This is a genomic window from Arthrobacter sp. MDT1-48-3 (assembly GCF_054511015.1).
The window spans coordinates 114,411-137,227 of record NZ_JBTNDL010000001.1 but is presented as its reverse complement, the minus strand read 5'-3'; the positions used below and the strand labels follow the sequence as shown (position 1 = coordinate 137,227).

Sequence of the window (22,817 nt, the reverse complement as noted above, 5' to 3'; positions counted from 1 at the left end):
CCAGGAGGACTTCCACGTGTTGACACCGAAATCGACCTACCGGCTGCAGATCCGGAGCGGGTTCGACCTGCATCGGGCCGCGGCCCTGGTGCCGTACCTGCACGACCTCGGAGTGGACTGGGTGTACCTGTCGCCGATCCTCACGGCGGAGAAGGGATCGGGCCACGGCTACGACGTGACCGATCCCACCGCCGTCGACCCCGACCGGGGCGGTCCCGGCGCCCTCGTGGCACTCAGCGAGGCCGCCCGGGCCGCGGGGATGGGCGTGCTCGTCGACATCGTCCCCAACCACATGGGCATCGAGACGCCCGCCGACAACGCCTGGTGGTGGCAGCTGCTGGAGGAGGGACCCTCCTCCCGCATGGCGGAGGCGTTCGACGTCGACTGGGACGCCAACGACGGACGGATCCGGGTACCGGTGCTCGGCGACGGCGACGGCGAGCTGGACCAGCTCACCGTCGTCGACGGCGAACTGCACTACTACGACAACCGGTACCCGATCGCCGAAGGGACAGCGCATCCGGGTGACACCGGAGCCGAGGTCCACGAGCGCCAGCACTACGAGCTCGTGAACTGGCGCCGCGCCGACAGCGAGCTGAACTACCGGCGCTTCTTCGGCGTGAACACGCTCGCGGGCCTGCGCGTCGAGGTGCCGTGGGTGTTCGAGGAGAGCCACAGCGAGGTGAAGCGGTGGTTCGACGAGGGCCTCGTGGACGGCCTGCGCATCGACCACCCGGACGGCCTCGCGGATCCCAAGGGCTACCTGGACGATCTCCGTACCCTGACCGGCGGCGCGTACGTGCTCGTGGAGAAGATCCTCGAGCCCGGGGAGAAGATGCCGGAGGACTGGGCCACGGAGGGAACCACCGGCTACGACGCCCTCGCCGACATCGACCGGCTCTTCACGGACCCGGCGGGCGAGCACGCCCTCACGGCGTCCGTGCCCGTGGATCCGTTCCACGAGATGATCCACGGCACGAAGCGCGGCATCGCCGACGGCATCCTCCGCTCCGAGGTGCTGCGGCTTACGCGGCTCGTCCCGGCGGACGCGGGCCTCGACCCGGAGGCTGCGGCGGACGCGATCGCCGAACTGCTGACCTGCTTCCCGGTCTACCGCAGCTACCTCCCGGGTGGCTCGGAGTACCTCGCCGAGGCGGTGCGGGACGCGCAGGTGCGCCGGCCGGACCTCGCGGACACCATCACCGCGCTGCACCCGCTGCTCGATCCGTTCCTCGACGGCGGTCCAGGGAAGCTGACGGAACTGGCCCGCCGCTTCCAGCAGACCTCCGGCATGGTCATGGCGAAGGGCGTCGAGGACACCGCGTTCTACCGGTACTCGCGGCTCGTCTCCCTCAACGAGGTCGGCGCGGATCCGGCCATCTTCTCGCTCGACCCGCTGGAACTCCACCGACGGCTGCTCGAACGGGAGACGGACAGCCCGCTGGCCATGACCACCCTCAGCACGCACGACACCAAGCGCAGCGAGGACACCCGCTCCCGGATCTCCGTCCTGTCCGAGCTGCCCGAGGTCTGGACCGACGTGCTGTCGGGGCTCGAGGACCTCGCGCCCATCGGCGACCCGACGTTCGCGCCGCTGCTCTGGCAGTCCCTGATCGGGGCATGGCCGCTGAGCCGCGAGCGCGCCCACGCCTACGCCGAGAAGGCCTCGCGCGAGGCCGACCTGAGTACGCACTGGACGGCGCCGGACGAGGAGTTCGAGCGCGGCATGCATGCCGCCGTCGACGCGGCGTTCGACGACGCCTCGGTCAACGCCGTCATCGAGGGCCTCGTCGCGCGGATCCAGCAGGCGGGCTGGTCGAACTCGATCGGCCTGAAGCTGCTCCAGCTGACCATGCCGGGGGTGCCCGACGTCTACCAGGGCACGGAGTTCTGGGACACCTCGCTCGTGGATCCCGACAACCGCCGGGAGGTGGACTACGACGCGCGCCGTCAGGTGCTCACCGACCTCGCCTTCGGCGCCCTGCCCCAGGTCGGTGCCGACGCCGCAGCGAAGCTGCTCGTGGTGACCCGCGCCCTGAAGCTCCGCCGGGACCGTTCCGAGCTGTTCACCGGCTACACCGCCATCCCGTCCTCCGGTGAGGCCGCGGACCACGTCTTCGGCTTCGACCGCGGGGGTGCCGTCACCCTGATCACGCGACTGCCCTACGGACTCGAGCAGCGCGGCGGGTGGGGGGACACCACGCTGGACCTCCCGTCCGGCACCTACACGTGCGCGCTCACCGGCGCCACCGTTGCGGGCGGCACCGTCCGCGCGGCCGATCTCTTCACCATCTTCCCCGCAGCCCTACTGGTCCAGGAGGACGCATCATGAGATCACCGTTCGACGTCTGGGCGCCCCGCGCCGAGTCCCTCACGCTTGTGGCCGACGGCACCGAGTACCCGATGACCCGTGGCGAGGGCGACTGGTGGCATCCGTCGGACGCCCCGCCGTCGTCGTCCGACGTCTCCTACGGGTACCTCGTCGACGGCTCCGACACCCCCGTTCCCGACCCGCGCTCGCGCCGCCAGCCCGAGGGCGTCCACCAGCTCTCCCGCACCTTCGACCCGGGCGCCCACGACTGGCAGGACGAGTCGTGGCAGTCGCCGGGCCTCGACGGCGGCGTCATCTACGAGATGCACCTCGGCACCTTCACCCCCGAGGGGACGCTCGACGCGGCGATCGGCAAGCTGGACCACCTCGTGGACCTCGGCGTGCAGTACGTGGAGCTCCTGCCCGTCAACGCCTTCAACGGGACCCACAACTGGGGCTACGACGGGGTCCTCTGGTACGCGGTCCAGGAGACCTACGGTGGTCCGGCCGCCTACCAGCGCTTCGTGGACGCCGCGCACCGGAAGGGCCTCGGCGTCATCCAGGACGTCGTCCACAACCACCTCGGCCCGAGCGGGAACTACCTCGGGCTCTTCGGCCCCTACCTCACGGAGGGCCTTTCCAACACGTGGGGCGACGCACTGAACCTCGACGGACCGCAGTCGGACGAGGTCCGCGAGTACGTGGTCGAGAACCTGCTCATGTGGTTCCGGGACTACCACGTGGACGGCCTCCGCCTCGACGCCGTGCACGCCCTGCACGACGAGCGCGCCGTGCACATCCTCGAGGAGTTCAGCACGCGCACCGACGAGTGCGCGGCGGAACTCGGCAAGCCGCTGTTCCTCATCGCGGAATCGGACCTCAACAACCCGCGCCTCATCCAGGGCCGCGACGTCGGCGGGTACGGACTGGCCGGCCAGTGGAGCGACGACTTCCACCACGCGGTGCACGTCAACCTCACGGGGGAGACCGAGGGGTACTACCTCGACTTCGACTCGGTCGGGGCACTCGCGAAGGTCCTCGAGAAGGGGTTCTTCCACAACGGGACCTACTCGTCGTTCCGCGAACGCCACCACGGCCGGGAGATCGATCCGTCCCGCGTCTCGCCGCTCCAGCTGGTCGTCGCGACCCAGAACCACGACCAGATCGGCAACAGGGCGGCCGGAGACCGCATCAGCGCCTCCCTGAACCCGGCACAGCTCGCGCAGGCCGCCGTGCTCAACATCCTCGGTCCGTTCACCCCGATGCTCTTCATGGGCGAGGAGTACGGGGCGTCCACGCCCTGGCCCTTCTTCACCTCCCACCCCGAACCGGAACTCGGCAGGGCCACGGCCGAGGGGCGGCTCAAGGAGTTCGAGCGCATGGGCTGGCGCCCTGAGGACGTGCCCAACCCCCAGGATCCCGCGACGTTCGCCTCCGCGAAGCTTCAGTGGGCCGAGGCGGAGCAGGGTCACCACGCCGAACTGCTCGCCACCTATCGTGAGCTCATCCGCCTGCGCCGTTCGCGCCCCGAACTGCGCGATCCCGACTTCGGCAGCATCTCGGTGGAGTTCGACGAGGACAGCCGCTGGATCGTCCTGCACCGCGGCAGCACCGCCGTCGTGCTGAACCTGGCCGACACGATGGCGACCGTCCCGGTGCGCGGGGCCGACGCCGAGGTCCTGCTGTCCACGGTCGACGGCGTCGGGCTGCTGGCCGACACCGTGCAGCTGCCGCCCCATGCAGCGCTCGTCCTCAGCCTCGCCGCAGCGTAGCCCGCGGACTCTGCAAGGGTTACGACAGGAGGGGCGCCCGGCGGGACGAACCGTCGGTGGACTCCGGCATACTGGGCGGGAGATCTTCCCCGAGGGGAGGCGGATCCCGCCCACGTGGGTGCGGGGCTCCGGAAGGCACGAGGCGGCAGGAACACCATGACCCTGGACATCACGACACTGCGGGTGGCTTTCGGGGCCATCGCCATCACCCTCTTCGTGCTGTTCTACACCGTCGCCTTCCGCCAGACCCGGTCCGCCTACAGCGCATGGTGGTGCGCCGCCATCGCCTTCTTCTTCATCGGATCCTCCGGCTACCTGCTCGACGGCACCGGGCACCAGGTGTGGGCCAACCCGCTGTCCAACACGCTGCTGGTCCTGGGGACGGTCAGTGTATGGGCGGGCGCCCGGACCCTGCGGACCAGCAAACCGGCCTGGCTCCAGCTGTCGGCGGCACCGCTCCTGACGCTGCTCGCCTCGGCGGTCGACAACCCCGCCACCAATACGTGGTCCGGTGGTCCGGTGTTCCTCGGCATGATGTCGCTGACCATCGGACTCGCCTCGTGGGAGCTGTGGCGGCTGCCCAGCAGCTACAGCAGGGTGCAGGCTCCGCTGGCGGTCGCCTCCGGCTTCCTGGCTCTCCTCTACCTGGGCCGGTGCATCGCCTTCGTGGCCGGCGGCCAGGACGGGTACGCCTTCACCACCTACTTCGGCTCGGGCATCACCACCCTGATCACCATGCTGCTGCTCGTCGTCGTGTCCTTCAGCGCAGCGGCGCTGAGCGCCGAGCAGATCGCCACGGACCTGCGCACGCGTGCCGACCGGGACGCGCTGACGGGGCTGCTCAACCGCTCGGGGTTCCTCGACCTCGCATCCGTGCAGACGGATCGGCTCGCCCGGACGGACCGGCCCGGGACGCTGATCCTCGCCGACCTCGACTTCTTCAAGAGCGTCAACGACACCCACGGCCATGCCGCGGGGGACACCGTCCTCAAGGCCTTCGCCGCGGCCTGCGCCGAGACGGTCCGCTCCACCGATCTCGTGGGCCGGTACGGGGGCGAGGAGTTCATCTTCCTGCTGCCCGGAGCCTCGGTGTCCAGGAGCGAGGACATCACGCGGGACGTGAGCATGGCCCTGCGGGGACACTCGACGCCGGGCGGGTTCGAGATGCCGACCGTGAGCTACGGCGTCGCCGCGGTCGAAGCGGCGGACTACGATCTCGACGCGGCGATCGCCGCGGCCGACCAGGCGCTCTACGCCGCCAAGGCCAGCGGGCGGAACAAATCGGTGCGCGCCATCCGCCCGGCGGGGAAGGGGCCGGGCTCATCGGCCGAGCCGCCTCCGGGTCCGCTCCGGGTCCCGTAGGCCCCCACCGTGCCTCCCCGGGGGAAGCAGCGTCCGCTCGCCTAGGATGAGGGGATGACCTACCACCCCGCTGATGACCGTTATGAGAAGATGCCGTACCGCCGAGTGGGACGGAGCGGACTGCAGCTTCCCGCCGTCTCCCTGGGCCTGTGGCACAACTTCGGTGATGACAAGCCCTTCGACACGCAGCGGGCCATCCTCCGCCGGGCGTTCGACCTCGGCGTGACCCACTTCGACCTCGCCAACAACTACGGCCCGCCCTACGGCAGCGCGGAGACGAACTTCGGCCGCCACCTGAAGGACGACTTCCGCCCGTTCCGCGACGAACTCGTGATCTCCAGCAAGGCCGGGTACGACATGTGGCCGGGCCCGTACGGCAACTTCGGCTCCCGGAAGTACCTGCTGGCGAGCCTCGACCAGTCCCTCGAGCGCATGGGGCTTGACTACGTGGACATCTTCTACAGCCACCGCCCCGACCCCGAGACGCCGCTCGAGGAGACGATGGGCGCGCTGGACACCGCGGTGCGCTCCGGACGGGCGCTCTACGCCGGGATCTCGTCCTACTCGCCCAAGCGGACGCTGCAGGCCGCCGCGATCCTGGCGGATCTCGGCACGCCGCTGCTGATCCACCAGCCCTCGTACTCGATGCTGAACCGGTGGGTGGAAAACGGGGAACCGAACCTGCCGGAGGCACTCGAGGCCACGGGTGCCGGATCGATCGCCTTCTCGCCGCTGGCGCAGGGCCTGCTGACGAGCCGCTACCTCGACGGGGTGCCCGCCGACTCGCGCGCCGCCGCCCAGAAGTCGCTCTCCGAGGACCACCTGTCGGAGGACAACCTCCGCCGGGTGCGGGGGCTGAACGCGATCGCCGAGGGCCGCGGCCAGAGCCTCGCCCAGATGGCCATCGCCTGGATCCTGCGTCCGCAGGTCAAGGGTTCACCCATCACGTCGGCGCTCATCGGCGCCTCCAGTGTCCGCCAGCTGGAGGACAGCCTGGCAGCCGTGCAGAACCTCGACTTCACCTCGGAGGAGCTGCACGCCATCGACGAGTTCGCCGTCGATTCGGACATCAACCTCTGGGCACGGGCACTGGACGCCTGACCCGGTCATCGGGCCGGCGGGCGGAAGCGGCGCGCCCGCCGGCCGGGGACGCACGCGCTTCGGGGTCGTCCCGGCGCGTCCCCGAAGCGCGGGTCCGCGTGCCACCCCGGCGCCGTCGGACCCGGTCGAGGGTGACAATGGGGGATGACTGACGGAATGCCTGGCCGGGACCCGATGCTCGGCGTGTGGGCCACCCTCGGCGAGCCCGACTCGCGAACGCACTGGCGGCGGCCGGCCTCGGCTGGGTGGGCCTCGACGCGCAGCACGGTCATTTCGACGATCGTGGGCTGCGGGACACCCTCGGTCGGCGGTCGGCGGGCGACGCCCCGATGCTCTTGCGGGTCGCAGCCAATGACGCCGCACTCATCGGCCGGGCGCTCGACGCGGGCGCGGACGGCGTCGTCGTGCCCCTCGTGGACACCGTGGCCGACGCCGAAGCGGCTGTGGCCGCCAGCCACTACCCTCCCCTCGGGGCCAGGAGCTGGGGGCCGCTCCACGGCGCCCGGCCGGTCCACCAGCCGGGCTCCGACGGCGGACGGCACGCCGTCCCGCTGTGTTCGGTGATGATCGAGACCGCCCGCGCCCTGGAGGCGGTGGAGGGGATCGCCGCGGTCCCCGGGGTGGACATGATCTTCGTCGGTCCGTTCGATCTGTCGCTCGCCCTCGGGCTGGAGGTCGACGACCTCCTCGCGTCCACGGGGGAGCGCGCTCCGCTGGAGAGGATCATCGGCGCCTGCAGGGTCGCGGGGATCCGGGCGGGTGCCTACGCGGGCACGCCCGAACGCGCGGCGATCCTCGGCGCGGCGGGCTTCTCCTGGATCGCGGCCACGACGGACACCGGCCTGCTGCCCCTGGGGGCGGACGAGGTGCGGCGCCGCATGCACGCCGACGGTCGGCATCAGCCGGACCAGGACGCTCCCAGCGCGGGGAATGCCTCCTCGTAGCCTGCAAGGACCCTCGCGGCCGAATGGAACGAGTCGACCAGCGGATGGCCCGCGAGTGCACGAAGGGCCGAGTCGCGGTCCCCGTGCACCGCGGCCCGGACGGTGTCCTGCTCCACGGCCTTGACGTCCGCCATGAGGCCGAGCTGGTGCAGCGTCAGCGGCGCGGCGGCCAGTGGACGGGCGCCCGAGCCGTCGACGACGGACGGGACCTCCACGACGGCGTCCGGAGGCAGCCCGGGGAAGGTCGACGCGTTGCGGACGTTCAGGATGAGCTCCGCGCGGCGGCCCGTGAGCAGGGCGCGCATGACCTCGAGGGCCACGCGCTCGTACCCGCCGCCGGCGAGGTCCGCCTCGTCGCGCTGTTCGTCCTCGCCGCGCGCCTCGGCGAGGTAGCCGGACTCCCGTTCCCGCCGGGCGTCCTCCCACACGGCGAGTGGTTCCGCCGCGGCGAGCAGGCGCGGGTACAGGTCCTGCTGCTGGTCGCGGAGAATCTCCCCCCGCGTCCTGTCAGCACTCCGGATGGACCGCAGGGCCTCCCGGTGGAAGTAGTAGTAGAACAGGTACTCGTTGGGCAGGGCACCGAGGGTCCTCAGGAGGTCGGGGCCGAACAGGCGTCCCTCCTCGAAGCCGGCGAGCCGCGCGGGATCGGCCAGGAGTGCGGGAAGGCGGTCGGTCCCGTCCGCGGCCAGGCCGCGGAGCCAGCCGAGATGGTTCAGGCCGACGTAGTCGACGCCCGCGAGCGAGCCGTGCAGGTCCACGCCGGCCGCCCGCGCGGCCCGCGTCACGAGGCCCGACGCCGAATCGCAGATCCCGACGACCCGCGAGCCCAGGACCGCCGAGACCGCCTCGGTGACCATCCCCGCGGGGTTCGTGAAGTTGATCAGCCAGGCGTCGGGGGCATGGTCGCGCATCAGGGTGGCGACACGCATCATGTCCGGGATGGACCGCAGGGCGTAGGAGATCCCGCCTGCTCCGACGGTCTCCTGTCCCAGCAGGCCGGCGGCCAGGGCCACGCGCTCGTCGAGGATGCGGCCCTCCGCTCCGCCGCTCCGCACCGCGGCGAACACGATGTCCGCCCCTGGCAGCGCGTCCTCGAGACGGGACTCCACGCGCACCGACGGCGCCGGGCGGCCGGCGGGCTCCGGCAGCGCACCCAGCACCCGGGCGACGGCGTGCGCGCGCTCCGGTAGCGCGTCGAGCAGGACGACGTCGGACACGAGCCCGGCGAACGGGCCCTCGAGAAGTGCGCGGTAGACCAGCGGCACCCGGAAGCCGCCGCCGCCCACGATGACCAGGCGTGCGCCGGTTCCGTCAGTACTGGGCAAGGCTCGACCCGCTTCCGTGGTGGGTGGTCCGCTGCGGTGCGTGCCCGGCGGCGGTGCCGTGCACGGTGTTCGATGGCGCCTGCCGCCCCGCGACCGGCGCCTTGGAAGTATTCTGCCGTACATGGCCCATCAGCACCGCTTCGATCCGCTGGCGGCCACACGCGCGCCGGACAGTCCCGAGTTCGATCTCCTGCTCGCCGGGCAGGTGTTCTTCGACATCAGCTTCACCGGGCTCGACCAGCTGCCCTCACCGGGCACGGAGGTCTGGACCGACGGCATGGGATCCGGGCCCGGGGGCATCGCGAACCAGGCCATCGCCGCGAGCAGGCTCGGGCTCCACACCACGCTCGCCGCGGCCTTCGGCGACGACGGCTACGGCCAGTTCAACTGGGACGTGCTGCAGGACCAGGAGCACGTGGACCTGTCGAGGTCGCGCGTCTTCGGGCAGTGGCACTCGCCGGTGACCGTGTCCCTCTCCGTGCACCAGGACCGTTCCATGGTGACGCACGGGCACCCCGCACCACTGCGTGCATCGGAGCTGATCGGGACGCCGCCGTCGTGCCGCGCCGCCATCGTGGGCGTCGAGCCCGAGGTGGAGCAGTGGGCGCGGGCGGCCGCGGCCCAGGGGACGAAGCTGTTCGGCGACGTCGGCTGGGATCCCGCGGGGGAGTGGGCGGCGGAGACGCTTGAGTCGCTCGAGCACTTCTACGCGTTCATGCCGAACGCGGTCGAGGCGATGGCGTACACGCGCACGGACGACCCCTGGACCGCCCTGTACTCGCTGGCGGACCGCGTGCCGGTCGCCGTCGTCACGGTGGGCCAGCAGGGCGCCATCGCCATCGATTCGGTCACGGGTGAGGAGGAGTGGGTGCCGGCACTGCCGGTGTCGGCCTACGATCCGACCGGTGCGGGCGATTGCTTCGGAGCGGCCTTCGTGATGGCCGACCTCGCGGGCTTCTCCCTCGCGGACCGCCTCAGCTTCGCCAATCTCTGCGCGTCGCTGTCGGTGCAGCACGTGGGAGGATCCCTGGCCGCGCCGGGGTGGGGCGATATCGCGGACTGGTGGCACCGCGTCAGCGAAGGGCGCGACGGCATCCGTAAGCAGTGGCTGCGCCGGTACGCCTTCCTCGAGGACCTGGTGTCCGATGTCCCGTCCGAGGCGTTGCGCCGGGCGACGGCGACGATCGCGCGGCACTCCGACGCGTCGCCGCCGACACGTCCGCCCGAGCCCTGCTCGGACGGGACCGGCTGAGCCGCCCGCACGGGAGGCGGCGGACGGCAGGGTCGGGACGATCGCCGGTGGGGCGTCACCCTCGGAGGGCGGCTGCCTCGCCGAGCCAGCGGGCGTACCGCGCCCAGGGATCAGTGACGCCGGCGGCGAGCCGGCCGATGTGCTCCTCGATCTCCGGAGCGCCCGCGAACCACTCGGACCGGCCGAGGCGCCAGGTGGCGAACTGCTCGTGCCGTCGGTGCTCCACCAGGCGGTCGCCGCGCTCGAAGGCGAGGACCTCGTCGTGCCAGATCCGGGCCAGCCGCTGCCGCGGGTTCGCCGTCGTGCCGATCTTGATGCGGTCCCGGTACCGGATGTAGTAGACGACGTCGACGCGCGGCGGCGGCAGCCCGTCATCGAGGGCGTCGCCGACCCGCCACTCGCAGGCGGCGCACGCCCACCCCGACGCGTACCGCACGCCGAGCCGCGAGCCGCAGGCCGCGCAGGCGCCCGGCAGCAGGTCCGTGGTGCCGTACTCGGCGCCGACCCACTCCGCGACCAGCGCCGCATGCGTCGGGCAGACGGGGAACGGTCCGTCGCCCGCGGCACGACCGCAGGAGCCTCCGTCACCGTCGGGGAGCACGCAGCCGCGGGTGCCTGACGGGGGTTCGACCATGCCTTCGATCCTTCCTCCCGCCGTGCCCGGCTGCAACCCGTGTGCGCCGGCCGGGCTCCGAACCTGCTGGAGGATGGCGGCAGGAGGTTCCGACGGCGGCGGCTCCCACCGAGCTGGCAGAATGGGGTGAGTGACTTCCACCGAGCGCGTTGCAGAGATCGACCTCGATGCCCTGCGGCACAACATCCGGCACCTGCGCGACGTCGCCCACCCCGCACGGGTCATGGCCGTCGTGAAGGCGAACGCCTACGGCCACGGTGCGGTGCCGGTGGCGCGCGCCGCGCTCGAGGCCGGTGCCGCATGGCTCGGTGTAGCCCACATCAGCGAGGGCGTCGCACTGCGCAGGGCCGGCATCGAGGCGCCGATCCTGGCCTGGCTGCACACCGCAGGGACCGACTTCACCGCAGGCGTCGAACACGGGCTCGACCTCGGGATCTCGGGCTGGGAGCTCGAGCGGGTGGTCGCCGCGGCGCGTGAACTCGAGCGCCCCGCCATCGTGCACCTGAAGATCGACACGGGCCTGGGCCGCAACGGCTGTCCGCCGGAGAAGTGGGACGCCCTGCTCAGCAGGGCGGTGGCCCACCAGGAGGAAGGGCTGATCCGCGTTGTCGGGATCTTCTCCCACCTCGCCGTGGCGGACGAGCCTGCCCGACCGGAGACGGATCTGCAGGTGCAGGCGTTCCGGGAGGCCGTCGCCGCCGCGGAGAACGCGGGGATCGATGTGGAGGTGCGGCACCTGGCGAACACACCGGCGACGTTCTCCCGGCCCGACTGCCACTTCGACCTGGTGCGCGTGGGCCTCGGCATCTACGGGCTCTCGCCCTTCTCCGACCAGGACTCCGCAGACCTCGGACTGCGGCCCGTCATGACCTTCAGCACCACCGTCTCGAACTGCAAGGAAGTGCCCGCCGGGCAGGGCGTGTCCTACGGCTACGCCTACCGCACGCAGAAACCCACCACGCTCGGGCTGATCCCCGTCGGTTACGGGGACGGCGTTCCACGCATCGCCACCGGCGCCCCGGTGCTCGTCGGCGGCCGGATGTACCCGGTGGTCGGCCGGATCGCGATGGACCAGCTCGTCATCGACTTCGGCACCACGGGCATCGCCGACGCACCGGACGGTCCGCTGGGCAAGCGCGCCGTGCTGTTCGGCGGAGCCGGTTCCCCGGCCGTCGAGGACTGGGCCGCTGCCGCACAGACCATCAACTACGAGGTGGTGACCCGGATCAGCGACCGCGTGGAGCGGATCTACCTGGACCCGGGGAAGGGGAGCGCGGGCGATGACGCCGACGCCTGACTGGACGGCGTCCTACGACGTCGGCTCGGCCACCGAACTGCAGGCACTCGCCGCGGCCCTCGCGCCGCAGCTCCGACCGGGTGACCTGCTGGTCCTCTCGGGTGAGCTCGGCGCCGGCAAGACGACCTTCACCCAGGGGCTCGGGCGGGGCCTCGCGGTCGAGGACCGCATCATCTCGCCGACCTTCGTGCTCGTCCGCCAGCACTCCTCGAGGGGCGACGGCCCGGGCCTCATCCACGTGGACGCGTACCGGCTCGAGAGTGCGGCCGCGGTCGACGACCTGGACCTCGAGGCCACCATGGCCGCCAACGTCACGGTCATCGAGTGGGGGGCCGGCCGCGTGGAGCACCTGAGCGACAGTTGGCTCCGGGTGGACATCGCACGGCCGCTCGGCGGTACCGGGCCCACGGCAGCAGACGGGGAATTGGTCACAGTGTTCGACGACGACGGCGTGGACGAGGTGCGCACCGTCACCCTCACCGGTGTGGGGCCACGGTGGACCGGACAGCAGCCCGGACTCCCGCTCGACTAGGCTGGACCGGTGCTTCTCCTCGCCATCGACACCTCCGCCGCGGCCACGGTCGCGCTCCTGCGGGACGACGTCGTCGTCGGCCGGTTCGGCAGCTCCGACACCCGGTCGCACGCCGAGGTCCTCGCTCCCGCGGTGCAGCGCATCCTCGACGATGCCGGCGTCGCGGGCACGGAACTCGACGCCGTCGTCGCGGGCGTGGGGCCGGGCCCGTTCACCGGGCTGCGGGCGGGGCTCGTCACGGCCCGCACGCTCGGCTTCGTCTGGGGCGTACCCCTCCACGGCGTCATGAGCCTCGACGCCCTGGCCCTCGATGCCGCAGCGGGCGGAGTCCTCCCGGCCGGGAGGAGATTCCTCGTCGGGACGGACGCGCGTCGCGGCGAGGTCTACTGGGCCGAGTACGGCATGCCGACGGACGGCGGGAGCCTGCCCGAACTCCTCGACGGCCCCCACGTCGGCGCCGCCGCCGGCCTGCCCGAGGGGCTGCCGCTCGTGGGCCGGGCAGCAGGGCTCTACCCGGACGACGTCGACGGCGTCCCGGCCTTCGCGTCGTCCGACCCGGACGCGGCCGCGCTCGGTCGCGTGGCCCGCCTGCGCCTCCTCACCGGACAGGACCTCCGGGACACCTCTCCGCTCTATCTGCGGGAGTCCGACGCACGAGTGCCCGGGCCGCGGAAGCGGGCGACGGCGTGAGGTACACCCTGCGGGACCTGACGTTCGAGGACATCGAGACGATCGGAGGGCTGGAGGAAGAGCTCTTCCCGGCCGACGCCTGGCCCATCGAGATGTTCTACTCCGAGTTCTTCCAGCCGGACACACGGCGCTACATCGTGGCGGAGGTGGACGGCGAGGCAGTGGGATACGCGGGCCTCATGGTCCTCGCCACGACGGCCGACATCCAGACCATCGGCGTGCTGCCCCGCTTCGAGGGCCAGGGCATCGGCCGGGCCCTGCTCACCGAGCTGCTCGACGAAGCCCGGCGGCGGGGCGCCGACAACGTGATGCTCGAGGTGCGGGCGGACAACCCGCGTGCGCAGCAGCTGTACACGCGCTTCGGTTTCGCACGGATCCACACGCGGAAGAGGTACTACCGCGACGGCGTCGACGCCTGGGTCATGAGGCTCGCACTGGCCACCGAGGACGGGGAGACACCGTGACGACCGCAGAACCGCTGATCCTCGGCATCGAGTCGTCCTGCGACGAGACCGGTGTCGGGATCGTCCGCGGCACCCGCCTCCTGACCAACACCGTGTCCTCCTCCATGGACGAGCACGTGCGCTTCGGCGGCGTCATCCCCGAGATCGCCTCACGGGCGCACCTCGAGGCCTTCGTGCCGACACTGCGGTCCGCGCTCGACGACGCCGGCGTCACCCTCGACGAGCTCGATGCCATCGCGGTCACGGCCGGCCCGGGACTCTCGGGCGCGCTGATGGTGGGTGTGTCCGCAGCGAAGGCGCTCGCCGTCGCGACCGGCAAGCCGCTCTACGCGATCAACCACCTGGTGGCGCACGTCGGCGTCGGCATGGTCGGCGGCACCTTCGCCGACGGGCTGCCGCCGAACCTCGGAGCGCTGCTCGTGTCCGGTGGCCACACGGAGATCCTCCGCGTGGGACACATCGCGAACGACGTCGAGCTGCTGGGCTCGACCATCGACGACGCCGCCGGCGAGGCGTACGACAAGACCGCGCGCATCCTGGGCCTCGGGTATCCGGGCGGACCCGCCATCGACCGGCTGGCGGCGGAGGGCGACCCGAAAGCCATCCGCTTCCCGCGCGGGCTCTCGCAACCCAAGTACATGGGAACGGCCGAGGAACCCGGCCCGCACCGCTACGACTGGTCCTTCAGCGGGCTCAAGACGGCGGTCGCCCGCGCCGTGGAGCAGTACGAGGCAGCAGGGCTGGACGTCCCCGTCGCCGACATCGCCGCGTCCTTCCAGGAGGCCGTGGTGGACATCATCACCTCGAAGGCCGTCCTCGCGTGCCGGGAGCACGGCATCACGAACCTCCTGCTGGGCGGTGGAGTCGCAGCGAACCGGCGGCTCCGGGACCTGACGCGGGAGCGGTGCACGGCTGCGGGCATCACGCTCACCGTCCCGGCGCCGTCGCTCTGTACCGACAACGGTGCGATGGTCGCGGCCCTCGGTGCGCAGATCGTGATGGCCGGCGGGGCGCCGAGCGGGATCGCCTTCGGGACCGATCCCTCGCTCCCCGTCACGAGTATCGTCCTCCCCGGAGCCTGAGGGCGGCAGCTCCGGCCCGCGACCGGTCGGAACACCGGACGACGAAAAGTCATCGTGTGCGTAAGTCTGCACGTATAGTGGAGTCTCCGTCCCCGACGAAACGGCCTCTCATCATGCTCTCCGTCCTGCGTTCCACCTCATACCGGAATCTGTTCACCGCCCAGGTGGTGGCGCTCCTCGGCACCGGGCTGCTCACCGTGGCGCTCGGACTGCTGGCCTTCGACCTGGCCGGAGAACGGGCGGGCGCAGTGCTCGGCACGGCCCTCACCATCAAGATGATCGCGTACGTCGTCGTGGCTCCCGTCATGGCCGCGGTGGTCGAACGCCTGCCCCGCAAGGTGGTCCTCGTCGCCGCGGACGGGGTGCGTGCCATGGTCGCCCTCAGCCTTCCCTTCCTCGACCAGATCTGGCAGGTCTACGTCCTGGTCTTTCTCCTCCAGTCGGCCTCGGCAACCTTCACGCCGGCGTTCCAGGCCCTGATCCCGCTGGTCCTGCCGGCCGAGAAGGACTACACCAGGGCGCTCTCGCTGTCGCGGCTCGCGTACGACGTCGAATCCCTCGTCAGCCCGCTGCTCGCTGCGGCACTGCTGTCCGTGCTCTCGTACTCGGACCTGTTCCTCGGGACGATGCTCGGGTTCCTGGCCTCCGCGCTCATGGTCCTCGTCACGCGCCTGCCGGCGATCCCGGCGGTCGCCGGTCAGGGCTCGCTGCTGCACCGCACCACGCTGGGCACGCGGATCTTCCTGCGGGAGCCGAGCCTGCGCGGCCTGCTGGCGCTGAACCTCGTCGTCGCCGCGGCCACGGCCCTGGTCCTGGTCAACACCGTGGTGTACGCACGGGACCTGTTCGCGGGCACCAACACAGACGTCGCCCTGGCCCTGGCCGTCTACGGGGCGGGCTCCATGCTCGTGGCGTTCGCGGCCCCTCGGGTCCTCGAGGGCATCTCCGACCGTACGTTCATGCTGATCGGCGCGGCCATCCTGCCCGCCGGTGTCCTGGCCGCCGCGGTCGTGGCGGGCGCCGGCTCGCCGTGGTGGGTCTTCCTGGCGCTCTGGGCGGTCCTGGGCGTCGGGACCTCCATGATCAGCACGCCCTCCTCGAGGCTGCTGCGGCGTGTTGCCATCGATGCCACGAGGGGATCTCTCTTCACGGCGCAGTTCTCGCTCAGCCACGCCTGCTTCATGCTGACCTATCCGATCGCGGGCTGGATCGGCGCAGCGGCGGGACAGCCGGCGGCCGCTCTCTGCCTCGCCGTGCTGGCCGCCGGCGGGACCGTCGCCGCCCTGGTGTCGTGGCCCGCTGCCGCGACCTCGCCTGCAGCGGCAGGTCCCGAAGCGCGCGCCGCCCGGTAGCGTAGGGGGCACGGCGGACATCGACGAGGGGAGGCCGGCATCAGCGACAGCACAGCGGCACAGCCGGACCACGGGCATGGCAACGACGGCGGTGCTCCCAGCCTCGTGCATCCGGTGGCACCGGACTCGCAGCGGCTCGAGGCGGGCGCCGGCACCTTCCGCATGCTGGCGGACCCGACGCGGTTCCATCTCCTCTGGCTGCTCACGCAGGGACCGGCCGACGTCGGCACCCTGGTCGCGGCGACCGGTGCGAACCGCACCGCGGTCAGCCAGCACCTCGCCAAACTTCGGCTCTCCGGCCTCGTGGCCACGCGCAGGGAGGCCCGGAACGTGGTCTACAGCATCATCGACGGGCACCTCACCCGGCTCATCCTCGAGGGGATGAACCACGCGGACCACCGCGTCACCGGGGAGCCGGTGCATGAGGAGTGACGACCGCGGGATGAACAGGCCGACAGAGCCATCGGCGGGGAACCAGGCGGGTTCCCCGATCGTGCGGGACTATCCGCTGAGTGCCGCGATCCTGGCGATCGGACATGGGCAGCGGTCGCTGGCCGCCTCCCTCCTGGGGGAACTGGGGCTCTTCCCCGGGCAGGAGCTGCTGCTCATGCAGTTGTGGGATCAGGACGGCCTGTCGCAGAAGTCCCTCGGCGCCCCGCAGCGGCTCGATCATTCCACCGTGGCGAAGTCGGTCCGGCGGCTCGAGGCCGCGGGCCTCATCACGCGGAGCCGGTCGACGACGGACGGGCGGGTGACGCTCGTGTTCCTCACCGACGCCGGACGTGCCCTGCGCGGGCCGGTCACGGAGGCATGGGCCCGCCTTCAGGGGACCGTTGCGGCCGGGCTGACCGACGAGGAACAGGACGAGTTCACCCGGCTCGCCCGGAAGATCCTCGACGGGATGGACCGGGCGGGCCGGGAGGCGCCTCAGACGCCCTGAACCACGATCTTCCCGCGCAGGTGGCCGGTCTCGCTCAGGCGATGCGCCCCGGCGAGGTCGTCGAAGGGGAACAGGGCGGCGATCGGCGTCGCGATCTTCCCCTGCGCGGCGAGCTCGAGCACATCGGCGAAACCGTCCGCCGTCAGGGTCGTCGGATCACCGGCGGCGGCCGCCACACCGAGGGCCGGAGCGGTGAAGTCCGAGATGGTGATGATGCGCTCCGTGCCGCCCATCAGGTCGATCGCGACGGGGATGAATCCCTGCCCTGCGACGTCGAAGACCGCATCCACGCCCTGCTCCGCCACGGCACGGATCCGCTCGCCCACGCCGTCGCCGTAGCCGACCGGGATGGCGCCGAGTGTGCGGAGGTACTCGTGGTTCGCCTCGCCCGCCGTCCCGATCACGGTGACGCCCGCCGCGACGAGCAGTTGGACCGCCATGCTTCCCACGCCGCCCGCCGCGCCGTTCACGACCACGGTCTCGCCCCTGGTGATCCGCAGCGGAGCGAGTGCGCGCCGGGTGGTCTCGGCACCCGTGGGGATGGTGACGGCATGCTCGAAGCTGAGACCGTCGGGCACCCGGGCGACGGCGTCGGCCCGGCTCAGCGCGTATTCGGCATAGGAACCGGTCGCCGCGAATCCTGCGACGCGGTCCCCGACGGCGATCCCCTGCACACCGTCGCCCACGGTGTCGACGACGCCGGCGAGTTCGGCACCGAGGATGGCGGGGAAGGTCGTCGGCATCACCTCGGCCATCCAGCCCTTCCGGATCTTGGTCTCGAGGGGGTTGATGCCGATGGCGCGGACGCGGATGCGGACCTGGCCTGCTCCCGGGACGGGGAGGGGGACATCCCTCGGTACGAAACCGTCCTCCGTGCCGAAGCCGTCGAGGACGAGGGCCCTCATGGTGGCTCCCGCCGGGCCCTGCCGGCCTGCCGGGTCGGCGGGAAGGATGTCCGCTCCGGTCGTGGTGTTCGTGGTGTCCATGGTGCTCTCCTGGGTGGTGGTGGGTTGGTGAAGGACACAATTACGTTGCCAACCACATAATTCCCCGGTTCCCACCTGGGGCTCCAGAAGATCGCCCGGGAACAGGGCAGGGGCCGGACTCCCGAAGGAATCCGGCCCCTGCGTGGGTCCTGGGACTACAGAGTGCCTCGACGATCCGTCGGGTCGCCGTCGGCCAGTGTGTCATCCCGGAGGCCCTGGCTCTCGGAGGGGACTCCGGTGCCCGGGACGCCGTCCACTGCGGGGACGGGGTCGACGTCGATGACGTCCACGTCGTCGACCACCGGGGTGGTCTCGGGGACGACGGGCGCGGCGTCGACGACGGGGACCGTCTCCACGACGGTCTCCTCCTCGTCTTCCTTGCCCTTGCTCGCTGCCGCTGCGGCCACGCCGGCCACGGCAGCTGCCGCGGCTACCCCGACTCCCGCCGCGACCTTGCCGGATACGCCGGCCTTTCCGCTGTCACCGCGTGACTGCTCGGCGTCGTCGACCGTGGGGGTCCCGGGCTGCCCGGCGACCGTCCCGCGCCAGGCGCCGGTGGCGTAGCTCTCCGACTCGATGAATTCCTTGAACCTGTGCAGGTCGGCCTTGGCCTGGTTCTCCACGACGTTGAGCTTGTCGCCCACCTTCTCGACGAGGCCCTCGGGCTCGTACTCGAGTGTGAGGTTCACACGCGTGGTGCCGCCGAGGTCCTCGAAGGAGACGGTGCCGGCATTGGTGGCACCTTCCGTGGCGGCCCAGGAGACCTTGCGGTCGGGCACCTGCTCGAGGACCCTCGCCTCCCACTGCCGGCGGATGCCGCCGATCTCCGCGACCCACTCGAGACGGTCGTCGCTGAGCTGGGTGATCTGCTTGATGCCGCCCATGAAGTGCGGGAACTCCTCGAACTGCGTCCACTGGTTGTACACGGTCGTCACTGGAAGATTCACTACAACGGTTTCTTCGACCTTCGTGCTCATCATGCCTCCCTTGTCTGGGGTGGGTACGGTCACTGACCAAATCATCAGCATGCTTAGCATATGGTGCGGTCGGGACTATTGCCAGTACCGGTCGTACGGCGGTGCGTTCCTGCACCGTCCTCGCGGTCCTCAGGAGGGCAGGTCGCCGATGCTCGCGTACTTGCGCCGCCAGTCCCTGCCCTCCTCGCCGCCGTACAGCGTCCAGTACTCGCGGCCGGAGGTGATGACGCCGTCGGCCACGGTCCAGATGGACACGACCCGGAAGATCCCGACGTCCTCCTGCGGTACCTGGACCTCGGAGACCACGACCTCACCGGCGTCGTAGACGTTGAGGACGTCGATGCTCCACCCGTTCGGATGCTCGGAGTTCACGGCGACCATGTTGTCCCGGCGCGGATGACCTCGCGTGTCACGGGCCAGAACACCTCCACGTCGTCCGCGAGCACCTGGCCCACCGCGTTCCAGTCCCTGCTCCACACCGACGACCAGTACCGTCGGACGACCTCGGTAGATTCCATAGGCCGATGCTACCGGCGTAGGTCGCCGCTCAGGTGGCCCAGGTGTGCGGAGACGGAGGCTTCGAAGCCCTCGACCGTGCGCGCGACGGCCTCGGCCGGGGGAGTGTCCCAGATGTCCTGGTTGAAGAGCTCCACCTCGATGTCGCCTGCGTAGCCCGCGGCCTGCACGGCCCGGGTGATGCCGGCGAAATCGATGACGCCGTCCCCGGGGTAGTGGCGCGACAGCAGGACGTCCGCCGCGAGGGGCGTCTTCCAGTCGCACACCTGGTAGCTCGCGATCCGGCCCTCCGCTCCTGCCCGCTCGATCTGCGGGAACAGTTCGGGATCCCACCACACATGGAAGGTGTCGACCACGACGCCGACGGTCGCGGGGGAGAAGGGCGCGGCCAGGTCGAGGGCCTGCTTGAGGGTGGAGATGACGGCGCGGTCCGAGGCGTACATGGGGTGGAGTGGCTCCAGGGCGAGCGTGACACCTGCCGCCTCGGCGTCGGGGGCCAGTTCGGCGAGGGCATCGTGCACCATGGAGCGGGCGCCCGCGATGTCCCTCGATCCCTGCGGGATCCCGCCGGCGACCATGACGAGGACCGCCACGGACCCGGGCGCACCCGAGGCCGCGAGGTGCGCGGTCTCCTCGATCGCCCGCCGGTTGTCGTCCATGGCCGCACGGCGTGCACGGCCCTCCGGCACGGTGAAGAACCCGCCGCGGCAGAGGCTGGAGAAGCGCAGTCCGGAGTCCGCGAGCAGCCGCCCGGCCTCGGGCAGCGATGCGGCCTGCACGGAGTCGCGCCACAGTCCGATACTGGTGATCCCGGCGTCGGAGGTCACCTGCAGGGCGTCGGCGAGCGGGGCGTACTTGATGGTGGCCTGGTTGATGGACAGGCGCCCGTTCGGCGTGCTCATGCTGCCGCCCCGCCCACGGCGAGCAGCGCGTGCCAGCGTTCGCGGGCGAGCTCCGGCTGCTCGAGGGCCCCGCACTCGTTGGCGAGGCGGACGATCTCCGACAGGTGCGGCAGGCTCCGGGCGGCCTGCAGGCCACCGACCATGCCGAAACCGGCCTGGTGTCCGTTGAGCCAGCTGAGGAAGGCCACCCCCGTCTTGTAGTAGAACGTGGGTGCCGAGAAGATCTGGCGTGACAGGGCTTCGGTGGGGCCGAGGATCCGCCCGTACGCCGCACTGTCATCGGCGTCGAGCGCCTGGACCGCTGCCGAGGCGTGCGGACCGAGGGCCGCGAAGGCGCCGAGGAGTGCATCGGAGTAGCCCGAGGCGTCCCCGCCGATGAGGGAGACGTAGTTGAAGTCGTCCCCGGTGAACATGCGTGCCGGTGCGTTGAGCTGTGACCGCACGGCCCGTTCGGAGCCCGCGTTCAGCAGGCTCATCTTCACGCCGGCCACCTTGTCGGGCGAGTTCGCGATGATCTTGAGGAGGGTCGACGACGCCGCATCGGTGTCCGACGAGCCGAAGTAGCTGCCCAGCTCGGGGTCGAACGCACTGCCGAGCCAGTGCAGGATCACGGGGGCGCCGGCGGCGGCGAGGACCTCCGAGTACACCCTCTCGTAGTCCTCGGCGGTACGGGCGGCACGTGCGAGGTGGCGGCTCGCCATGAGCACGACGGAGGCGCCCGCGTCCTCGGTGAAGTGGAGCTGCTCCTTGTAGGCGTCGATGACCGCCTCGAGCCCGATCACGGCGTCGTCGATGTGGTCGGTGTTTACGCCGACCACGAGGGCACCGTTCACGGAGCGCGCTTCCGCGGCGCTGCGCGAGATGAGCTCGCGCGTCGCCGCGGCGTCGAGCCCCATGTTGCGCTGCGCGGTGTCCATGGCGTCCGCGACGCCGAGGCCCCACGACCACAGGTGGTGCCGGAAGGCGAGGGTCGCGTCCCAGTCGAGGTCCGCGGGCGAGCCGGGGACGTTGTCCGCCGTGGACCGGGGCACCACGTGCGCCGCCGCGTACACCGTGCGGCTGCTCAGGGGCGTCGCGGGCTTCGAGAACGCCGGCGCGGGATTCAGTTCGACGGTGGAGGTGGCCCCGACCGCGTCGACGAGCGTGATCATGCCAGCGTGATCGCTTCCTCGAGCGAGGACGCGGTGGTGCGCACGTCCTGCAGGTCGAGTCGTCGCCCGGTGCGCGAGCTCTCCAGCCCCTGCTCCGCGAGGTACATCCCGCGTGCGCCGGCCAAGAAGTCGTACGGGTGCGGGCCGTCCTCCAGCACGTGGCGCAGGAACTCCTCCCACTGGGTCTTGAAGCCGTTCTCGAACACCTCGTTGGTGGGCACGTCGATCCAGTCGGCGTCGTAGTCGTGGGTGTCCTCGAGATCGGGGTTCCAGACGGGCTTCGGGGTGGCGTTGCGCGGCTGGATCTTGCAGCCGAACAGCCCGACGACGGCGGATCCGTGCGTGCCGTCCACCTGGAACTGCACGAGCTCGTCGCGGTTCACGCGTACGGTCCAGCTCGAGTTGAGCTGGGCGACGATGCCGCCCTCGAGCTCGAACACCGCGTAGGCGGCGTCGTCGGCCGTGGCGCTGTAGGGGCGGCCCTGCTCGTCGACGCGCTCGTCGATGTGGGTGACGGCGCGGGCGTAGACGGACTCGACCTTCCCGAAGAGGTTCTCCAGTACGTAGCTCCAGTGCGGGAACATGTCGACGACGATCCCGCCGCCGTCCTCCGCACGGTAGTTCCAGCTGGGGCGCTGCGCGTCCTGCCAGCCGCCTTCGAAGACCCAGTAGCCGAACTCGCCACGGACGGAGAGGATGCGGCCGAAGAAGCCGGAGTCCACGAGCCGTTTGAGCTTCTGCATGCCGGGGAGGTACAGCTTGTCGTGCACCACGCCGTTCTTGATGCCGGCGGCCTCGGCCAGGTTCGCGAGTTCGAGGGCGTCCTCGGCGGTCTCGGCGGTGGGCTTCTCGGTGTAGATGGCCTTACCGGCGGCGATCGCCTTCCGGATCGCCGCGGAGCGCGCCTTGGTGACCAGGAAGTCGGCGTAGATCTCCCAGGTGGGATCCGCGAGGACGCTGTCGAGGTCGGTGGAGTAGTGCTCGATGCCGTGCTTCGCGGCCAGCTCGGCGAGCTTGGCCTCGTTGCGGCCCACGAGGATCGGTTCGACCTGGACCCGGGTGCCGTCCGCGAGGAGGACTCCGCCCTGGTCGCGGATGGCGAGGATGGAACGGACAAGGTGCTGGCGGTATCCCATGCGTCCGGAGACGCCGTTCATGATGATCCCGATTGTCCTCGTTGACATTGATACTCCTTGGGTCCGGCGGTGACGCTGTTTAGGAAAGCGC

23 protein-coding genes are annotated in these 22,817 nt (G+C 71.1%); 14 read left to right on the top strand and 9 right to left on the bottom strand.

The window, feature by feature from the left end:
• Positions 1–16 precede the first annotated feature (16 nt).
• The 5 genes from treY to ACX80L_RS00625 all read left to right on the top strand — a co-directional run bounded on the left by treY (position 17) and on the right by ACX80L_RS00625 (position 7,490).
• Positions 17–2,332 carry a malto-oligosyltrehalose synthase gene (gene treY, locus ACX80L_RS00645; protein ID WP_459287072.1) on the top strand — a complete coding sequence of 772 codons (2,316 nt, stop codon included), beginning with the start codon at positions 17–19 and terminating at the stop codon, positions 2,330–2,332.
• Positions 2,329–4,083, top strand: coding sequence for a malto-oligosyltrehalose trehalohydrolase (treZ, locus tag ACX80L_RS00640; RefSeq protein WP_459287070.1), 1,755 nt, complete (start codon positions 2,329–2,331; stop codon positions 4,081–4,083). Before treY ends, treZ begins: the two co-directional genes overlap by 4 nt.
• Before the next feature lie 156 nt (positions 4,084–4,239).
• Positions 4,240–5,445 carry a GGDEF domain-containing protein gene (locus tag ACX80L_RS00635; protein ID WP_459287068.1) on the top strand — a complete coding sequence of 402 codons (1,206 nt, stop codon included), beginning with the start codon at positions 4,240–4,242 and terminating at the stop codon, positions 5,443–5,445.
• 54 nt (positions 5,446–5,499) lie between these two features.
• Positions 5,500–6,546, top strand: a complete 1,047-nt coding sequence (mgrA, locus tag ACX80L_RS00630; RefSeq protein ID WP_459287066.1) for an L-glyceraldehyde 3-phosphate reductase — start codon at positions 5,500–5,502, stop codon at positions 6,544–6,546.
• 185 nt (positions 6,547–6,731) lie between these two features.
• Complete coding sequence (locus tag ACX80L_RS00625) at positions 6,732–7,490, top strand: HpcH/HpaI aldolase family protein (protein WP_459287064.1); 759 nt, start codon at positions 6,732–6,734, stop codon at positions 7,488–7,490.
• Here the strand turns inward: ACX80L_RS00625 and ACX80L_RS00620 are convergent.
• Entirely contained in the window at positions 7,445–8,815 is a 1,371-nt protein-coding gene (locus ACX80L_RS00620) for a 6-phospho-beta-glucosidase (RefSeq protein ID WP_459287062.1), read from the bottom strand. The genes ACX80L_RS00625 and ACX80L_RS00620 overlap by 46 nt on opposite strands.
• A 121-nt stretch (positions 8,816–8,936) precedes the next feature.
• On the opposite strand from ACX80L_RS00620, the gene ACX80L_RS00615 reads away from it, so the two are divergent.
• Positions 8,937–10,067 (top strand): PfkB family carbohydrate kinase, encoded by a 1,131-nt coding sequence (locus tag ACX80L_RS00615; RefSeq protein WP_133082457.1) that lies wholly within the window; start codon positions 8,937–8,939, stop codon positions 10,065–10,067.
• 55 nt (positions 10,068–10,122) lie between these two features.
• Here ACX80L_RS00615 and ACX80L_RS00610 read toward each other — a convergent pair whose 3' ends face one another.
• Positions 10,123–10,701 carry a GIY-YIG nuclease family protein gene (locus ACX80L_RS00610; protein ID WP_459287061.1) on the bottom strand — a complete coding sequence of 193 codons (579 nt, stop codon included), beginning with the start codon at positions 10,699–10,701 and terminating at the stop codon, positions 10,123–10,125.
• A gap of 130 nt (positions 10,702–10,831) precedes the next feature.
• On the opposite strand from ACX80L_RS00610, the gene alr reads away from it, so the two are divergent.
• The 8 genes from alr to ACX80L_RS00570 all read left to right on the top strand — a co-directional run bounded on the left by alr (position 10,832) and on the right by ACX80L_RS00570 (position 17,058).
• A complete protein-coding gene (gene alr, locus ACX80L_RS00605; RefSeq protein WP_459287059.1) occupies positions 10,832–11,998 on the top strand; it encodes an alanine racemase in 1,167 nt (388 codons plus the stop codon).
• A complete protein-coding gene (tsaE, locus tag ACX80L_RS00600; RefSeq protein WP_459287057.1) occupies positions 11,982–12,530 on the top strand; it encodes a tRNA (adenosine(37)-N6)-threonylcarbamoyltransferase complex ATPase subunit type 1 TsaE in 549 nt (182 codons plus the stop codon). The genes alr and tsaE overlap by 17 nt, the downstream gene beginning before the upstream one ends.
• Positions 12,531–12,539: 9 nt before the next feature.
• Positions 12,540–13,220, top strand: coding sequence for a tRNA (adenosine(37)-N6)-threonylcarbamoyltransferase complex dimerization subunit type 1 TsaB (gene tsaB / locus ACX80L_RS00595; RefSeq protein WP_459287055.1), 681 nt, complete (start codon positions 12,540–12,542; stop codon positions 13,218–13,220).
• A complete protein-coding gene (rimI, locus tag ACX80L_RS00590) occupies positions 13,217–13,684 on the top strand; it encodes a ribosomal protein S18-alanine N-acetyltransferase (RefSeq protein WP_133082461.1) in 468 nt (155 codons plus the stop codon). Before tsaB ends, rimI begins: the two co-directional genes overlap by 4 nt.
• Positions 13,681–14,766 carry a tRNA (adenosine(37)-N6)-threonylcarbamoyltransferase complex transferase subunit TsaD gene (gene tsaD / locus ACX80L_RS00585; RefSeq protein WP_459287052.1) on the top strand — a complete coding sequence of 362 codons (1,086 nt, stop codon included), beginning with the start codon at positions 13,681–13,683 and terminating at the stop codon, positions 14,764–14,766. Before rimI ends, tsaD begins: the two co-directional genes overlap by 4 nt.
• A 113-nt stretch (positions 14,767–14,879) precedes the next feature.
• On the top strand, positions 14,880–16,118 hold the full coding sequence (locus tag ACX80L_RS00580) for an MFS transporter (protein ID WP_459287050.1): 1,239 nt from the start codon (positions 14,880–14,882) through the stop codon (positions 16,116–16,118).
• Positions 16,119–16,232: 114 nt separating this feature from the next.
• On the top strand, positions 16,233–16,550 hold the full coding sequence (locus ACX80L_RS00575) for an ArsR/SmtB family transcription factor (RefSeq protein ID WP_459267145.1): 318 nt from the start codon (positions 16,233–16,235) through the stop codon (positions 16,548–16,550).
• Positions 16,551–16,560: 10 nt separating this feature from the next.
• Complete coding sequence (locus ACX80L_RS00570; protein ID WP_459287048.1) at positions 16,561–17,058, top strand: MarR family winged helix-turn-helix transcriptional regulator; 498 nt, start codon at positions 16,561–16,563, stop codon at positions 17,056–17,058.
• Here the strand turns inward: ACX80L_RS00570 and ACX80L_RS00565 are convergent.
• From ACX80L_RS00565 to ACX80L_RS00535, 7 genes are all read right to left on the bottom strand, one after another.
• The gene (locus tag ACX80L_RS00565; protein ID WP_459287046.1) at positions 17,046–18,044 is read right to left on the bottom strand and encodes an NADP-dependent oxidoreductase; all 999 of its coding nucleotides are present in this window, start codon (positions 18,042–18,044) and stop codon (positions 17,046–17,048) included. The genes ACX80L_RS00570 and ACX80L_RS00565 overlap by 13 nt on opposite strands.
• Before the next feature lie 155 nt (positions 18,045–18,199).
• The gene (locus ACX80L_RS00560) at positions 18,200–19,021 is read right to left on the bottom strand and encodes an SRPBCC family protein (protein WP_459287044.1); all 822 of its coding nucleotides are present in this window, start codon (positions 19,019–19,021) and stop codon (positions 18,200–18,202) included.
• A gap of 129 nt (positions 19,022–19,150) precedes the next feature.
• On the bottom strand, positions 19,151–19,393 hold the full coding sequence (locus tag ACX80L_RS00555; protein ID WP_459287042.1) for a nuclear transport factor 2-like protein: 243 nt from the start codon (positions 19,391–19,393) through the stop codon (positions 19,151–19,153).
• Complete coding sequence (locus ACX80L_RS00550) at positions 19,390–19,539, bottom strand: hypothetical protein (RefSeq protein ID WP_459287040.1); 150 nt, start codon at positions 19,537–19,539, stop codon at positions 19,390–19,392. Before ACX80L_RS00550 ends, ACX80L_RS00555 begins: the two co-directional genes overlap by 4 nt.
• A 9-nt stretch (positions 19,540–19,548) precedes the next feature.
• Positions 19,549–20,439 carry a TIM barrel protein gene (locus ACX80L_RS00545; RefSeq protein ID WP_133082466.1) on the bottom strand — a complete coding sequence of 297 codons (891 nt, stop codon included), beginning with the start codon at positions 20,437–20,439 and terminating at the stop codon, positions 19,549–19,551.
• Positions 20,436–21,590 (bottom strand): dihydrodipicolinate synthase family protein, encoded by a 1,155-nt coding sequence (locus ACX80L_RS00540; RefSeq protein ID WP_459287038.1) that lies wholly within the window; start codon positions 21,588–21,590, stop codon positions 20,436–20,438. The genes ACX80L_RS00545 and ACX80L_RS00540 overlap by 4 nt, the downstream gene beginning before the upstream one ends.
• Positions 21,587–22,774 carry a Gfo/Idh/MocA family protein gene (locus tag ACX80L_RS00535; protein ID WP_133082468.1) on the bottom strand — a complete coding sequence of 396 codons (1,188 nt, stop codon included), beginning with the start codon at positions 22,772–22,774 and terminating at the stop codon, positions 21,587–21,589. Before ACX80L_RS00535 ends, ACX80L_RS00540 begins: the two co-directional genes overlap by 4 nt.
• Positions 22,775–22,817 lie beyond the last annotated feature (43 nt).